Source organism: Flavobacterium sp. WC2509, from assembly GCF_052683105.1.
The window spans coordinates 2,130,200-2,147,220 of sequence record NZ_JBQZFG010000001.1; the positions used below are offsets into that span (position 1 = coordinate 2,130,200).

17 protein-coding genes are annotated in these 17,021 nt (G+C 31.8%); all 17 read right to left on the bottom strand.

The annotated features are described in order from the left end of the window. Nucleotides 1-53: 53 nt before the first annotated feature. Nucleotides 54-1,286, bottom strand: coding sequence for a murein hydrolase activator EnvC family protein (locus ACUN3A_RS08950; RefSeq protein WP_445550947.1), 1,233 nt, complete (start codon nt 1,284-1,286; stop codon nt 54-56). Between the two features lie 23 nt (nt 1,287-1,309). Continuing rightward, nucleotides 1,310-2,113: a DUF4292 domain-containing protein gene (locus ACUN3A_RS08955; protein ID WP_445550948.1), complete on the bottom strand. Its 804-nt coding sequence runs from the start codon at nt 2,111-2,113 to the stop codon at nt 1,310-1,312. Continuing rightward, nucleotides 2,113-3,465 carry a tetratricopeptide repeat protein gene (locus ACUN3A_RS08960; RefSeq protein WP_445550949.1) on the bottom strand — a complete coding sequence of 451 codons (1,353 nt, stop codon included), beginning with the start codon at nt 3,463-3,465 and terminating at the stop codon, nt 2,113-2,115. Before ACUN3A_RS08960 ends, ACUN3A_RS08955 begins: the two co-directional genes overlap by 1 nt. 132 nt (nt 3,466-3,597) lie before the next feature. Then, nucleotides 3,598-4,608, bottom strand: a complete 1,011-nt coding sequence (locus ACUN3A_RS08965; RefSeq protein ID WP_445550950.1) for a sugar phosphate nucleotidyltransferase — start codon at nt 4,606-4,608, stop codon at nt 3,598-3,600. A gap of 92 nt (nt 4,609-4,700) precedes the next feature. Further along, a complete protein-coding gene (dut, locus tag ACUN3A_RS08970) occupies nt 4,701-5,135 on the bottom strand; it encodes a dUTP diphosphatase (protein WP_445552828.1) in 435 nt (144 codons plus the stop codon). Between the two features lie 115 nt (nt 5,136-5,250). Next, a complete protein-coding gene (locus ACUN3A_RS08975; protein WP_445550951.1) occupies nt 5,251-6,720 on the bottom strand; it encodes a lipopolysaccharide biosynthesis protein in 1,470 nt (489 codons plus the stop codon). Nucleotides 6,721-7,289: 569 nt separating this feature from the next. Further along, nucleotides 7,290-8,150 (bottom strand): ATP synthase F1 subunit gamma, encoded by an 861-nt coding sequence (gene atpG / locus ACUN3A_RS08980; protein WP_445550952.1) that lies wholly within the window; start codon nt 8,148-8,150, stop codon nt 7,290-7,292. An 88-nt stretch (nt 8,151-8,238) separates the two neighbouring features. After that, nucleotides 8,239-9,816, bottom strand: coding sequence for a F0F1 ATP synthase subunit alpha (atpA, locus tag ACUN3A_RS08985; RefSeq protein WP_445550953.1), 1,578 nt, complete (start codon nt 9,814-9,816; stop codon nt 8,239-8,241). A gap of 38 nt (nt 9,817-9,854) precedes the next feature. Continuing rightward, the gene (gene atpH, locus ACUN3A_RS08990) at nt 9,855-10,388 is read right to left on the bottom strand and encodes an ATP synthase F1 subunit delta (RefSeq protein ID WP_445550954.1); all 534 of its coding nucleotides are present in this window, start codon (nt 10,386-10,388) and stop codon (nt 9,855-9,857) included. 2 nt (nt 10,389-10,390) lie between these two features. Next, complete coding sequence (locus ACUN3A_RS08995; RefSeq protein WP_445550955.1) at nt 10,391-10,891, bottom strand: F0F1 ATP synthase subunit B; 501 nt, start codon at nt 10,889-10,891, stop codon at nt 10,391-10,393. 120 nt (nt 10,892-11,011) lie between these two features. Continuing rightward, a complete protein-coding gene (atpE, locus tag ACUN3A_RS09000) occupies nt 11,012-11,206 on the bottom strand; it encodes an ATP synthase F0 subunit C (protein WP_007808444.1) in 195 nt (64 codons plus the stop codon). A gap of 103 nt (nt 11,207-11,309) precedes the next feature. Next, entirely contained in the window at nt 11,310-12,464 is a 1,155-nt protein-coding gene (gene atpB, locus ACUN3A_RS09005) for a F0F1 ATP synthase subunit A (protein ID WP_445550956.1), read from the bottom strand. Nucleotides 12,465-12,586: 122 nt separating this feature from the next. Further along, nucleotides 12,587-12,979, bottom strand: coding sequence for a DUF6168 family protein (locus ACUN3A_RS09010; protein WP_445550957.1), 393 nt, complete (start codon nt 12,977-12,979; stop codon nt 12,587-12,589). A 12-nt stretch (nt 12,980-12,991) separates the two neighbouring features. After that, nucleotides 12,992-13,222 carry an AtpZ/AtpI family protein gene (locus tag ACUN3A_RS09015; protein ID WP_445550958.1) on the bottom strand — a complete coding sequence of 77 codons (231 nt, stop codon included), beginning with the start codon at nt 13,220-13,222 and terminating at the stop codon, nt 12,992-12,994. Then, a complete protein-coding gene (locus ACUN3A_RS09020) occupies nt 13,212-13,595 on the bottom strand; it encodes a bactofilin family protein (RefSeq protein WP_445550959.1) in 384 nt (127 codons plus the stop codon). Before ACUN3A_RS09020 ends, ACUN3A_RS09015 begins: the two co-directional genes overlap by 11 nt. A gap of 2 nt (nt 13,596-13,597) precedes the next feature. Continuing rightward, complete coding sequence (gene porW / locus ACUN3A_RS09025; RefSeq protein ID WP_445550960.1) at nt 13,598-16,210, bottom strand: type IX secretion system periplasmic lipoprotein PorW/SprE; 2,613 nt, start codon at nt 16,208-16,210, stop codon at nt 13,598-13,600. 87 nt (nt 16,211-16,297) lie between these two features. After that, complete coding sequence (locus ACUN3A_RS09030; protein ID WP_445550961.1) at nt 16,298-16,993, bottom strand: ABC transporter ATP-binding protein; 696 nt, start codon at nt 16,991-16,993, stop codon at nt 16,298-16,300. Between the last annotated feature and the right edge of the window lie 28 nt (nt 16,994-17,021).

Sequence of the window (17,021 nt, forward strand, 5' to 3'; positions counted from 1 at the left end):
AGCACTATTTAATTTTACAAATAAAATAGTGCTGCTTATACTTTTATGAAAAACTACATTTTATACAACCAAGATGCTGGGTTACTGTAGCTCGTGTTCTGCGAAATAGTGAACTTTAAGACTGTCCTTCCTTCTCCATTAGTTCTAATTTTTCCTAAATTTTGTTTGATTGAAACTTTATCACCTTTACTTACATTCACAGAACTCAAATTTTGATACACCGTGAAATAATCTCCATGTTGTATCATTACCGCTTTATTTACGGGAGACAAAACGATGACACTCGATACTTCTCCACCAAAGACAGCTCTCGCATAAGCTCCTTGTTCTGTAGTAATTTCTACACCACTATTGTGAATAACAAGACTTGGATAAACGGGATGTGGCTGTTCTCCATATCCTAATGACACGAATCCTTTTTCAACAGGCCAAGGCAGTTGTCCTTTATTAGCTCTAAAATTATCGGCTAATATTTTGGCCTCAGCTGTTAATACTATTCTAGCAGATGAATAGCCCGCAACGGGTGCATTTGGATTTTCACTTGCTGCCTTCCTATTGGCCTCAGCAATAGCTTCCCGAATTAAACGATCAATTTGACGGTCAATCGCTCTGGACTCCGTTTGTTTTCTTTTAATATCGGAAGAGATTTTTTTCTTGTCTTTTTTAATCGAATTTACCAATTTTAATTGCTCCTTTTTTTCCTTTTCAAGAGACAATTTTTCTTTATTATTTTCTGCTAATAATTTTTTCTTCTCTATTTTTTGAGCGTTCAACTTTTCATTAAAACCCAAAAGTTGATCTGTTTTTGATTTGATTTCTTCCCCCTGCATTTTTCTAAATCCTGTATATTGTTTCATATACTGGGCTCTTTTATATGCTTGTAAAAAACTCTCAGAGGATAATAAAAACATAGCTCTACTTTGCTCTGATCTGCTTTTGTATGATTTGACAATCATCTTCGCATAGTCTTCCTTAAGAATCGCTAATTCTCTATTTAACTTGTTTATTTTTAATTGATTAATATACATATCATTACCAAGAATCTTAGTTTGCTTCACGGTGGTATTAATCAATTTTTCTTTGAGTTTGATTTTATTACTTTGCAAAATAATCACATTAACGGCAGATTTTTCTTTTTTCTTTACCGATTGTAATAACTTTTCATTATCCAAAATTTCTTGTTGAATTTCGGCTTTACGCTTTTCTAATTTTTCTTGTTGCGACTCTTGCCCCCAAATTATGGAGGTCGTGCATAAAAAAAATAGTCCTAAGAGAAATTTTCGCATTTTACAATTATATTGGTTCAAATTTACTTAATTAAAATTCTTTTATAGCCATTTGGAACACTATATGGAAAATTAAGTTCTTCATTTACGGTTATACTACTGTATCCCAAATTAATTTCGGTTTTCCCTTTTTGCTGCACTGCATTTATGGCAATATCCGATGGTAATGAGGATTCATTATATTTTTTATAATTCGAATACAAAACCTCAATCTTTCTGTTTTCGGTTGTTTGTGCAATCTCTTGTTTATTTAATAAGAATGAATCTATACCAAAAAAGAAATATTTCTTGATGTTGCTTTTTGAAAGATCTTCCAATCTATATTCTTGACCAACTAATGAGTCTTGATATTTTGCTTTGGTTAAATCATCCATTGCCTGACCAATTAATATATTTTGAACTTTCTTAAAATCTAAATCAGTTCCTAACCATTTGCTTAATGTACTAAAATCTCCTTCAAAGTAAGTACCGTTTAATTTCTCATAATAACTTACCGAAGCTGGTGTTATTAATGCTTTTGCCATAGTGATTCCTAAAAAACGGATACTCACCAAAATTTGTTCATCCTTTTTTATTTTGATTTCGGCTGTTAAATTTTGAGATTGTTTTTCATCATTATATTTTACATTCGATTTTATATTTAAAGTTTTAAAATCGCTTTTATTGGCATAATAATTTTTCACGATTCGTTCAGCTGTCATGCTATTCGAATCTTCTTTTTTACTCTCTGTTACGACTTTTCCTTTCACTTTACAGGACACCAATACTAATGAACTGCTCACGCAAATTATACAAACAAAAAGTAGTCTTACTAAAAATCGATTCATTATTTTTTTTCTTTTATTAATTGATTGGCTTTGTTAAAATATAATTCTTTCTTAGCATTATCACCTAATCCACTATAGGCTTCACCAAGTTGTATGTTGAAGTTAATTAGTAAATCTTTATTTTCAACTATATAATCTAATCCCATTTCAAGAACATCTTTAGCTTTTTTAAAAAATTGCAATTGATTATTAGCCATGCCTACAAAATAATAAAATTGCGGTTCAGCTGGATAAACATCAATCATCGCCATGGCTTTTTTGAGTACTGGTTCAAACTGTTTTAATTCGGTATTGGCTTGAAGCCAAAGTAAATTGGTTTCCAAATCAACTTCCGAATTGTTTTTATACGACAGCTCATAATATTTTATGGCTTTTTCCCATTGCTTTTTATTGTGATAAAACTTACCAATTTCCTTAGCAACATTTATTTCTTTGTCATTTTTAAAATATCCGATTGCATTATCTAAATCAGGTGTAAATTGAGGATTTGCATTAGAAAAAAGCAAAAATTCATTAAACATTCTATGTTTTATTTTAAAATCAATTTTTGGACTTGCCAAAACCATGTTCATAGATTTCACCGCATTGGATCCATCATTCTTATCGAGATAATTTTTAAACAAACTTACCTGTGCCCAAACCGATTCTGGAATTTCTTTCTCTAACTTCTTTGCAATTTCCACTGCTTTATCTTCTTCATTATTATCATAATATAAAAAAATTAAAGCAATATAATTGGATTCTTCTTTTGGATTTTTATCGATAAGTGCCTTTAAATTACTAACCTCTGAGTTTTGAAATTTCCCTTCCGACAAGATTTCCATTTTATACATCTCTCTTCTTTCGGTTTTTCCAACTTTGTCATTTAAATCATTAATTTCTACCAAAGCTTTATCGTATTGTTTGGTTAACATATATAACGAAACCAAATCTTCTCTGTATTCTGCATCAAAAGGAATCATTTTATTGATAATGACTATAGCTTGATTGAAATCTTTGGTTTCATAACACACATCGTACATTCCTTCCCAAAACCATTTATTATTTGGGTTAATTTGTGTGGCATGTTCAAAAGAGGAATACGCATTTTTGTAATCTTTGGCAGCCAAATAATTCTTTCCCATTTCAAAATAAATGGTTGCCTCATTAGGTTTCAATTTTGAACATTGCTCTAATGCAACTACCGCTTTATCATAATTTTCAATGCTTTTTTGAAATAAAGATTCATAGAAATAATCTTGAAATTTGTCTCCTTCCACTTTAATTTCCTCAGGTTCTCCTTGTGCCAATACTGAAACCGTATTGCTAAGCAAAACAGAAAAAGCGAATATTGAAGTCCATTTTTTTATCATTGAAAAAAGAAGTGTTTGAAAACAAAATCATTATTAGTGTTCTCTACCGCAAAATAAATTAAAAAAACAACAAAGCAGCATAATAAAAACTTAAATAATGCTGCTTGCTATTTTTTAATATTTGTTCTAAAGTTATTCTAAAACTGAGTAATCTCCAATACTTATGTTGGTAAAATTACCATCAAAACTGGCGTGATTTCCAATCATTGCATTATCTAAAACTGCATTTTTTATATGCGAATGTGTTTGAATCAAACTGTTTTTTATGACACTATTTTGTACATGACAATTATTTCCTAATGATACATTTGGTCCAACAGTTGAGTTAATTAAAATTACATTTTCACCAATATAACAAGGAGGAATTATAATTGAATTTTCTAATTTAACATTTGAATCTACCAGATTAACTCCATCGTTATGAAGAAATCCAAGCATCCTTGAATTCGTTTCTACCGTAACATCTTTGTTGCCACAGTCCATCCATTCATCTACTTTTCCTGGAACGAATTTCATTCCTTTCATCATCATTTGCTTTATTCCATCATTAATTTGATATTCTCCTCCGTGGATGATATTGTTATCCAGAACCAATTGCAGCTCATCTCTCAATACAGCAATATCCTTAAAATAATAGATTCCAATTACGGCTAAGTCCGAAACAAACTCTTTTGGTTTTTCGACCAATTCTACTATTTCGTTTGCTGCATTTAGATTGATTACACCAAAAGCTTCTGGGCGATCAACTTGTTTTACCCAAATAACACTATCAGCAGTAGTATCCAAATCGAAATCGGCGCGAATTAAAGTATCTGCGTAAGCAATAACTGCTGGTCCACTTAATGAATCTTTAGCGCACATAATCGCATGACCAGTTCCAAGTGCTTCGTTTTGATAATAAATGGTTCCTTTTGCTCCTAATTTATTTGCAATTGCAATTAAATCTTCTTCTACTTTTTTTCCAAAACTTTCATGAATTACAAAAGCAACTTCTTCAATCTCTTGATTTAAGACTGCTGCGATATCTTCTACTAATCTATGAACAATTGGTTTTCCTGCAACAGGAATTAATGGTTTAGGTATGGTTAAGGTATGTGGGCGAAGGCGTGATCCGCGTCCTGCCATTGGGACAATTATTTTCATATACTTTTTATTAAAAGATTGTAAGAATTAAAGACTGAAAAATTAGAATCAAAATCTTTAAATTATTAAATCTCTAAAATTATTAAATTAATTTATTTTACTCCAGTGCTCCCGAAACCACCTTCTCCTCTTGATGTTTCGGATAATTCCTGAACTTCAATCCAATTGGCGCGTTCGTGTCTGGCAATAATGAGTTGAGCGATACGTTCTCCGTTTTCGATTACAAATGGATTATTGGATAAATTTACTAAAATTACTCCTATTTCCCCTCTATAATCAGCATCGACTGTTCCTGGAGCATTAAGGACTGTGACACCATTTTTGGCAGCCAATCCACTTCTTGGTCGCACTTGCGCCTCGTAACCTATTGGTAATTCTATAAAAAGACCTGTTTTTACAATGGTTCTTTCTAGTGGTTGTAAAGTTATCGATTCGGTTAAGTTTGCTCTCAAATCCATGCCTGCAGAAGCAATGGTTTCATAGTTAGGCAATGCATGTTGTGATTTGTTGATAATGTTGATTGTCATCATTTTTTAATATAAAATATGTTGATTACGGTCTGCCCTAGCCCTGATGGAAACGGCATCCTTTTTCTTTTTTCTTTAAAAAGGAAAAGATACAGTGAACAGCAGGAAATAGCTTCTAGTTTTTAGTCGGACGTTTCAAAATTCGTAAAAGCGTTTCTTTTTCATTGTAATAGATAAAGCCCATGAAAATTGCTAAAAGTAAAACTCCGATATAATAATTTTGATTAAATCCATAGAATGAAATACTGGAAAAACCAATTGATAACAATAGGTAACCAAATATTTTTTTCTTGTCATAAGGAATTGGATAATACTTGTTTCCGAGGTAATAAGAGATGAACATCATACTTCCGTAAGCAGAAAGAGTCGCTATAGCCGATCCATAATAACCGTATATTGGAATTAACAAATAATTCAATAGTAAGGTTACAATCGCACCAACTATTGAAATATAAGCACCAATATAAGTCTTATCGATCAATTTGTACCAAACTGAAAGATTGGTATAAATCCCTAAGAAAAAATTAGCTAAAATGATTAACGGAACTACTTTCATCGCTTCCCAATAGGAAGATTTTGGAATCATGACTACTTTTAAAAGATCGGCAAATACGATTACGAATAATAAAATTAAAGATCCAAAAATCACGAAATATTTAGTAACCGTAGCGTAGGTTTGTTGTGCATTTTCATTGGAAGCATGGCTAAAAAAGAACGGCTCAATTCCTAAAGTATAAGCAGTTCTATATAAAACCATAAAGAGGCCTAATTTATAACAAGCAGAATATATTCCTACTTGTTCTTCGGCAATATTAGCAGGCAATAATTTTCCCAAAAGGATTTTATCAAATTGTTCGTTAATAGCAAAGGCAATTCCTGCAATCATTATGGGTAATCCATAACGCATCATTCGTTTCCAAAGTTCATAATCAAATTTCCACTTTATGGTAAAATAGTCTGGAAAAAGAACCACAAATGTTAGAAAGCTAGCAATGATATTGGCAAGGAAAATATAGCCTATTTGAAAGTTTTCGATGTAAACAGTACTTAGAAAACTATCTGGTTGAGATACTGATATGCTTGGCAAAAACATCAGGAAAAACAAATTCAAACATAAGTTGACCAGAACGTTTCCTATTTTGATAGTAGCATAAAATATTGGCCTTTGATTAGCTCTTAACTTAGAAAATGGCACAATAACTAATGCATCTAATGCCAAAATCCAAATCGAATATGTAATGTATTGGGTATCGACTCCAGACCAAAGTGCTAAAGAATTTCGAAATAATAACGCTACAAAAATAAAAAGGATCGTGGACCAAAAAATAGAAATAATCGTGGTTTCGACAACACTATCTTTATTTTTCTCAGAATTATAAAATCTAAAGAAAGCCGTTTCCATTCCGTAAGCCAAGATAACATTGAAAAAAATCATCCAAGCGAATATTATCGATACCTTTCCGTACTCCGCTTTATCCAGTAATCCTGTATAAAGTGGTACCAACAAGAAACTGAACATTCTTGGTATTACAGTGGCAAGCCCGTAGATGGCCGTTTGTTGAAGAAGCTTTTTATATAATCCCAAAGTATTTTGTCTGTTAATTATTATAAAGCAAAAATAACCAATTCTTTGGTTATTTTTTGTGTTTTGTAATTGAATAAAGTTAAAACGTGATTTGATTCTTTAGGTTAATCTATTTTTAAAATAATAAAACAAAGTAATCAAAAAGAAACGATTCGGAAAAATCAATATAATTTATTGCAAAAAATCACTAAAAGTGGGTATTGCGTAAACCATTCTAATGACTGAAATTTGTCAAAGATAAAATTGATAAAGGGGTTTATAAAGCTAATTGTACCCCATAAAAAAACAAAGCATCGGGAAAGCTAAGTTTTACCCATAAAACAGAGCATAAGGATTATAAAGCTATTTGTTCCTTTAAAAACAAAGCACAGGGAGAAGCTAAGTTTTACCCTAAAAAAACAGAGCATAGGACTATAAAGCTATTTGTTCCTTTAAAACAAAGCATAAGGGAAAGCTAAGTTTTACCTTTAAAAAAACAGAGCAAGGTTTATAAAGCTATTTGTTCCTTTAAAACAAAGCATAAAAAAAGAGCCAAATGGCTCTTTTTTCTATTTTATGTATTTTGTAAATTATCCTTTCAAAGCCTCAGCTCCACCAACGATCTCAAGAATCTCGTTAGTAATCGCTGCTTGACGTGCTTTATTGTAAGTCAATTTTAATTGATCTCTCAAATCAGTTGCGTTGTCAGTTGCCTTATGCATAGCAGTCATACGTGCTCCGTGCTCTGAAGCAAATGAATCACGAATACCTTTGTACAATTGTGTTTTTAATGCTTTTGGAATCAAAGTCATTACAATTTCTTCCTTTGCAGGTTCAAAAATGTAATCTGCATTAGATACCACTTTATTTGATTGAATAGGAGCTAAAGGCAAAAATTGTTCAACTTGAACGATTTGAGTTGCAGCATTTTTAAATTGATTGTAAACCAATTCAATTTTATCGTATTCTCCTGAAACAAATTTTTGAGTTAATGCTTCTGCAATAGCTGCAACATTATCAAAAGTTAAATGATCAAAAATAGTACTTTGATTATCAATAACTGTTAACGTTTTAGATAAGATATCGTTCCCTTTTTTACCGATAGCAAAAACATCTACTTGCTTACCTGCATAATATTCTGAACGGATTTTAGCTTCCTTAATTACATTCGTATTAAAAGCTCCACATAAACCTCTATTTGAAGTTATAGCAACAATTAAAACTTTTTTTACTTCACGTTGTGTAGTAAATTCACCACCAACATCACCATCAAGTGAAGCTGAAAGATTTTGTAATAATTCCGTTAGTTTTTCGGCATAAGGTCGCATTGCTGTGATTGCATCTTGTGCTTTCTTTAGCTTTGCTGCAGAAACCATTTTCATTGCCGATGTGATTTGCATCGTAGATGAAATGGAAGTAATTCTATTACGGATTTCCTTTAAATTTGCCATTTATATTATAGTTGTGGGTTGTTAGTTGTTGGTTGTTAGATTTTTCAGATACTTCCAAAAACTAACAACCAATAACCATCAACTAAAATTAGTTATATTTCGCTGAAATTTCTTTTGCAACAGATTCGATTACATCAGTAATTTCGTCTGTTAATTTCCCTGCTTTTAAAGCATCAAGAGTAGCTCTGTGTTTTGCGTTTAAGAATTCTAAGAAATCTTTCTCAAATTCTTTCACTTTATTCACAGGAACATTTCTCAATAAGTTTTTAGATCCAGCATAGATAATAGCAACTTGGTCTTCAACAGTATAAGGGTCATTCAAACCTTGTTTCAAGATTTCAACGTTTCTTTTTCCTTTTTCAATTACGTTCAAAGTAACAGCATCAAGATCAGAACCAAATTTAGCAAACGCTTCCAATTCACGGAATTGTGCTTGATCTAATTTTAAAGTACCTGATACTTTTTTCATTGATTTAATTTGAGCATTACCTCCAACACGAGATACAGAAATACCTACGTTAATCGCTGGACGAACCCCTGAGTTAAACAAATCTCCATCTAAGAAAATCTGACCATCTGTAATCGAAATTACGTTTGTTGGGATATATGCTGATACGTCACCTGCTTGAGTTTCGATAATTGGTAAAGCTGTTAATGAACCACCACCTTTAACGATTCCTTTTAATGAATCTGGTAAATCATTCATGTCTTTTGCAATTCCATCATCAGCAATCACTTTACAAGCACGCTCTAATAAACGAGAGTGTAAGTAGAAAACGTCTCCAGGATATGCTTCACGTCCCGGTGGTCTTCTTAATAAAAGAGAAACCTCACGGTAAGCAACAGCTTGTTTAGATAAATCATCATAAACAATTAAAGCTGGACGACCAGAATCTCTGAAATATTCTCCAATTGCAGCACCTGCGAAAGGAGCGTAAACTTGCATTGGAGCTGGATCAGAAGCATTAGCTGCAACAATAACTGTATAAGCCATTGCACCTTTTTCTTCTAACATTTTTGCGATTCCTGCTACAGTTGAAGCTTTTTGCCCAATTGCAACATATATACAGAATACAGGTTTTCCTGCATCGTAAAATTCTTTTTGATTTAAGATGGTATCAATACAAACAGTAGATTTTCCTGTTTGACGGTCACCAATAACAAGCTCACGTTGTCCACGACCAACTGGAATCATAGCATCAACTGCTTTTACTCCTGTTTGTAATGGTTCAGTAACTGGTTGACGGAAGATAACTCCAGGAGCTTTTCTTTCCAAAGGCATTTCGAATAATTCACCACCGATTGGTCCTTTTCCATCAATTGGAAAACCAAGAGTGTTCACTACACGTCCTACCATTCCTTCTCCTGTTTTAAGAGAAGCAATACGTTGAGTTCTTTTTGCAGTTGATCCTTCTTTAATTCCTGTTGAAGGTCCTAAAAGTACAACCCCAACATTATCTTGTTCAAGATTCAAAACGATAGCCTCTAATCCGTTTTCGAATTCAACTAATTCACCGTATTGAACATTTGAAAGCCCATAAATAAGAGCAATACCATCTCCAACTTGAAGTACTGTTCCTACTTCCTCTAGCGTAGCACCAGATTCAAAACCTTCTACTTGCTTTCTTAATATTGCTGATATTTCAGCAGGTTTGATTTCCGCCATCTTAATTTATAATTTAGACACTTAAATGTGTAATAAAACTAATTACTTAACTCTCTCTTTAATACTTGTAATCTGTTGGCAACAGAAGCGTTATACTGCTGATCACCTATTCTTAAAATAAATCCTCCAATGATTGTAGAATCTACTGTGTTTTCAATCGTGATTTTTTTATCAGAAAGTGTTGCTATTTTAGCTAATACTTTAGCTTCAAGCGCAGCATCCATAGCAACAGCTGTTGTTACTTTTGCTACTTCAACATTATTCTGAACATCAAATAATTTGCTGTATTCTGTTGCAATAACATCTAGAATTTCGAATCTTTTGTTTTCAAATAACAAATGAATCAAACCTTTGGTTACATTATCAACAGTAGCAAAAACTTCTAAAAGTGCTTTCTCTTTCACTTCTACTTTAACGGTTGGGTTTTGAATAAATGTATTCAACTCCTCATTACCTTTAATTGTCGAAGCAATAGATTTCATGTCATTATTTACAACTTCAGCTGCTCCTTTTGAATTGGATAAATCTAAAATTGCAGTTGCATAACGAATTGCTGCTCTAGTACTTGCCATGATTAATTCAATTTTACATCACCTAACAATTTCTCAACTAATTTAGTTTGAGCTTCTTTGTTAGATAGTTCCTCTTTTAATATTTTTTCAGCAATGCTAAGAGACAAAGTAGAAACGTGTAATTTCAATTCAGCCATAGCTGCATTTTTCTCGCTTTCAATTGCCGCTTTAGCTTGATCAATCATTTTTTGACCTTGAGCCTGAGCTTCAGTTTTTGCATCATCAACCATTTTATCTTTCATTTCACGAGCATCTTTAAGCATGTTGTCACGCTCTAATCTTGCTTCTTGTAAAATGCGTTGGTTATCTGCTTGTAAATTTTGCATTTCTTTTCTAGCATTTTCAGCAGAAAGCAATGCATTTTTAATTCCTTCTTCTCTATCATTTACAGCATCAAGAATTGGTTTCCAAGCGAATTTTTTCAATAAAAGAATTAACCCTACAAATATTAATACTTGCCAGAAAAACAAACCTAACTCAAACTGATTTATTAACTTTTCCATTTTTTATAAATTGTAAATAGTATTTAAAAATAAAATTTAATCTGTTTAATATAATTTTCAACAATTAATTAAAACAATAGTTACAACCAACCGTTGTAACTATTGTTTTTTTTGTTTTAATTAAGATGCGAATAACGCAGCAAAACCAATACCTTCAATAAGTGCAGCAGCGATAAGCATAGCAGTTTGGATTTTTCCAGAAGCTTCTGGTTGACGAGCGATAGCGTCCATTGCTGAACCACCGATTCTACCAATACCTAAACCTGCTCCGATAACGATTAAACCTGCACCAATAATGTTTGGAATAGTTGTCATAATAAATATGTATTAAAAATTAAAAATTCGTTTTTGATTTTAGAGTATTGATTTTAGAATTTAGATTTTGAAAATCTGTCATCTAAAATCAGCAATCTAATTTTTAGTGATGAGCTTCCTCATGGTGATGCTCTTCAACTGCTGCACCAAAGTACAAAGCAGATAGCATCGTGAATATATACGCTTGTAAAAACGCTACTAATATTTCAAGAATAGAAAGTGCAAATGATAAACCAAATGACAAACTACTTCCTAACCAACTTTTGAAAATAAACATCAAACCGATAATACTCATTAATACAATATGTCCAGCAAAAATATTTGCATACAAACGTATCATTAAAGAGAAAGGCTTAATAAAAACTCCTAACAATTCAATTGGAGCTAAAACGATACGCATAACTTTTGGCACACCTGGCATCCAAAAAATGTGTCCCCAATAATTTTTGTTAGCAGTAAAGTTTGTGATTAAAAATGTTAAGATTGCTAATGAAAAAGTAATCGTAAGATTTCCTGTTACATTAATACCAAAAGGCATCAATCCAAAAAGATTTAAAAACAATACAAAGAAAAAGATGGTCAATAAATAACTCATATATCTCTTATAGTGTTTCTCTCCAATATTTGGAATTGCAATTTCGTCACGTACATACAATACGATTGGTTCAAAAATACGACCAGCACCAGAAGCGATTCCGTTATTTTTAGAATATGATTTTGCCAAACCTGAAAAAATAACAAACATCAAAATCGCAGCAATCATTATAGAGAAAACTGATTTTGTAATTGATAAATCTAAAGGACGCACGTTTGTTGGAAAACCAGTTGCTTCATCTTCTGTTATAGTACCAGCAGCATCCGTTTTGTAAATTTTTCCGTCGTGGTGATTTAATTTGTAAAAATTTCCATTTGACTCAACAACAGCCTCTCCATGTTCGAATTTAGAAGAAGAGAAAACTTGTAGTCCATTATCTAAAAGAATAATTGGCAATGGAAAACCATAATGTTCGCCCGTTACATCATCTTGAAAAAAAGAAAATTCATGAGAATCTAAAACGTGGTGCTTTACAAATGCTTTAACCTTAGATTTTACATCTGTTGGTTCTGCGTGAGCTTCGTGAGCTGATTCTACACCTTCATGAGCTTCTATGTTTTGAACATCAGCAGAAGCTGTTTCAGTATTTGCAAAACTAGTAAAAGGAAGACATATAACGTAAGTTGCTATAATAAATCTAAGTGCTTTGTTGGAAATCACCATATCTCTTAAATATCTTATTTTTTTAACGATTCTAAAATTTGGTGCAAAGGTACATTTTTTATTAATACTAAAAAGCAAAAACTAAGTATTTTTTTGAGATTTTCATCAACCAAAAATGTTGATTATCGCTTTTCATTAACTAAACGAATGGTAAAAAGTGTTTCAATTATTAAAAAGACAATAAATAGTATGAAGAAATTTATTTTTTCAGTTGGATCACTAGCTTTAGGCACTTGCAATAATGGTCTTAAAATCAGATAACAAAAAACCATTTTAGCACTAGTCGCTATCAAAAAGGACATTCCAACATTGTCAAAACTTCGTTCTCTTATTACTAACAAAATTTTGAAAATAATGGCTGAAAAAACCATAAAAAACAAATAAAGCTTTTCTAAAGAATAGTGAAATTGGTCTTGATTGATACTAAAAACACGGAAAATCATTTTATGAATAAGGTATAATCCGACTGTAACACCCGCCAAAGTTAAAAAAGGCAACAACTTTTTAATAATCATTATGGATTTTTATTATTTTTTATTGATTTCGTTTACTTGCCTAATTACATTATAAAGTGCCAAAAATACGCCAATCATGACCATTATTTTCACATAATATACTTTCGGACTTGGATGGTTTTCATCCAACCAATTTCCCAGATAGGAAAACAAGAAAATAATAACTCCCATTTGTATTGGGATATTAATTAAGGCCAACCACTTATTGTAGTTGTTCTTTCTGGGATCTTTATTAGTTGACACTTGTAGTGGTATCTTTGGTTTTGGAAAACATCACGCAAGAAGCATTAAAGATTGCTCCAGGCTCTACAGACAGCTTTCCTATCTCGACTTCACCAATAATACTGGCTGATTCTTTAATGCTCAAGATTTCCTTAACCTTTAGAATTCCTTCGAATTTTCCTTCTATATCGGCCATATTACAAATAATATCACCTTTGACACTTCCTGCTGGTCCAATTACTAATTTTCCATTAGATGTAAAATTTCCAATTAGCGCTCCATCTAACCTGAAATCGGCTGATGAAATGATATCTCCTTGTATCGTAGTGCCTTCAACTATTCTGTTGGTTTTACCTAAAAGATCTGTGTACGATTTTGGTTTTTTATCAAACATAATTAGAGTTTTTTTAATGAAAGATATTCTTCAAAATTTTTCTTGATTTGAATTATCTTATAATTTTCGTTTGAAATGATAATTCCCGTTTGATTGACTTTATATTTCGCATTTTCACCAAAAAGAGTAACTATAGATTGCGCATACGCTTTTGAATGAATTCCTTGAATTATAACAAAACTTTCTTTCTCAGTATACGAATCACAACTGTATTTTAACATCTCTACATTTTCATTGGCAAAAAACAAAACTACTTTACTTTCGATTGCAGCTTCAGCTTTGGTGTCATATTTATCAATTTTAAAAACAACTTTCCAATTTTTACTGTCGGCCGTGCTGAAACTCATTTTTTCCAAAAGTGGAATTTGTGTGTTTAAAATTTCTATAGCGTCTTTACCTTCTTTAGTATTAGTATAATTATCAGCAACATATTGTATTGCTTTTTTATATCTTTCTAATCCATATACTTTACCAATAGTATACGCTTTTAACAATTCAAATTTTGGAAGAATCGGTTCTCCTGTAAAATGATAAATTAAACCATCTATTTTTTGCAAAACAGCTGCGAAATTTTCTTGTTCATACATTCGGTATAAAGCATCGTACTCCCCTTCTGGAGTGCCAGAACCAACACCATCATTAGCAACTGCATTGGTAATAATTTGTGAATATCGAGAATCCGGATATTGGCTTACAATCTCTTGTTTAAGTCCTGCTGCTTTTGTTGGATTCGTAATTTCATAGATTTTATACAAATTATATTTAGCAGGAAGAATTAATTTTTGTTCTGGTTGATACGTTAATAACTGTTCTAATTTGGTAGAAGCTAAATTATATTCTTTGAATTTTTCTTTATAAATAACTCCTAATTCATAATACACTGCGTTTCTTTCTTTTACAATGCTATCAATTTCTTTTTGCGATTTTGGTAATTGTTTCAGATAAAAGTCCGTTGTATATTTTTCATCTACTAGTGTAACAGCGGCGACTGTATTATCTGGTGTTACAGCAGCGGTAGCATCGCCTGTAGCATTTGCTCCTCCTGCTGATGAAAATCTCCAATAACTATTTTGAACCCGGTTACCCCATCCTTTTTTAAATTCTAATTTTCCGTATGCCACTGTATTAGGGTTGTAAAAATAGAATGTATTTCCAATTGTTGTTGGATTCATATTAGGTGCATCTGTTGGCGGCTTGAGTGATTGTCCATTTGGATTTTGGGCGTCATCATTAGGATTAGCTATGCTTCCATTCAACAACATATTCTCCTCCATTTTTTTTTGCTTCTCTTCAAGCATTTTTTTAAGAGCATCCGCGCTTTTTAATTTTTGAATATAATTTTCATAATATACAATTTGCTCAGGCTCTTTTAAATTTGCTACATATATAATACTGTCATTTCTTTTGGCAATAGTTTCATTAACGATTGCTTCATCTAGATTCTTTCTAATTTTTGAGATTTGAAGATATTCTCTAGTTTTTGGATCTAATAATTCCAAGCTTTTATCATAATTTTTGGCTGCGAGGATATACTCGGTATGTTTGAAATATAGATTTCCAATGTTTCTATAATTAGAAGCATTCAAATAAGAATCGGCAGATTTAGTTTCTAAAGAAGCATTATAATAATCTAATGCCAATTCTTTATTATCATGATGATCATAAAAAATTCCAATACTATGATAAATCACATCCAAGTAGGGTCTGTTTTCTCTGTCTTCCATAATCTTTTTAGATTTTTTGACAAATAAATCATAATCGGCATCTTTATAATCGGACAGTATTGCTTTTTTGGCATAAGCCTGAATCACAAATCTTCTTTCAGCCTTTCTATTCATATCTATAACCGTTTGATAGAAATAAATAGCACTGTCCTTTTTACCTGCCTCTTCATACAGCTGTCCTAGTAAAAAAGAATAACGCTCTTTTTCCTCATGAATTTTAGTGAATTGATTGGCTAATTTTAATTTGACTACTGCACTGTCTTTCTCTTCCAGACTCAAAAAAGCACTGGCTAAGATAGCGTTGGCATTGGCAAACTGTTGTTTTTTTAACTCGTTGTCTTTAATCAGTTTTGAAATATTTTTGATAGCGACAGCTTCATTCCCTAAACGAACATTTGTTTTTTCACGCCACATTTTTGCGTCAAAAATATTGCTACTATTGGGATACTTATAAAGAATATAATTGAATGCATCTAAGGCTGGAATAAATCGTTGGTCATAATATCTTGATTTTCCAAGTAATAAATAAGCCTCATCTATTTGATAGTTTTTTTCGTGCCCGCCAATATTCATCGAATGTTTTTGAATCGCTTTCGTTGCTTTGGCTTCTGCCAATTCAAAATCAGCATTTTTGTTTTTTCCATCTACAGGTACATCATCGACAATTAGCATTTTTTCGACAGGCAAACGCTTCCAAAAATTTTCTGCTGTATTATCATTTACACCTTTAATACCTTTGTCTAAAGCAATTTGTCCATTGTACAATATGTTAAGTTTAGTACTTAAAGCGTGCGAATTTCTAGCCAAAAAAGTGTCTTTCTTGGTAGAACAAGCTATCAAGAAAGAGATACAAATTAATGCTAAAGTATATTTTGATGTGGTGATTTTCAAGAGTAAACGTTTAAATCATTAAACTTTATAAAAAGATTTTTAGTATAATGACTTGTAAAAATACATTTCTTTTTGAAATATCTAAATTTAAACCGCAAAAAACAATTCCAATTCTTGGAGGGTCTCTTTAGAAGTTAGCATGTCTTTGACAATTTCTCCTTTATTCAACGCCACAATTCGATCACAAACTTCAACGGTGTGCTGCAAATCATGACTTGAAACTAAAACAGTAACATTTGGATTATTGGCTAATTCTTTAATAATTTTTTTTAATCGATTTACGGTTGTTGGATCCAAATTAGCAAAAGGTTCATCTAAAATAATCACTTCCGGATTTCCAATTAAAGTCGCGATGATTCCAACTTTCTTTTGATTTCCTTTAGACAAATCACGTAGATATTTTTTGTTTTTAAGTATTTCACCATTAAAAAACTCCTCATGTTGTAGCAATAATGCATCGACATCGGCTTTGTTTTGTCCTCTCAAATCTCCAATGAAATAAAAATATTCTTCGGGCGTTAAATACCCGATCAAGAAACTTTCGTCTAAAAAAGAAGCTGTAAAAGTTTTCCAATCTTCGCTAGTATTTACCTGAATTTCATGATTTAAAATACTTCCTGTTGTTGGCTGAATTAAATCCAATAATAAACTAAAAAAAGTGGTTTTCCCTGCTCCATTATTTCCTACTAAACCAAAACTTTGTCCTTTTGGAATTACTAATGATTCAATATTGAGTACAGATATCTCTTTGTATTTTTTGGAAAGATTATTTACTTGTATCATGGTAATTGTAATTTTTTGATATTAGTTT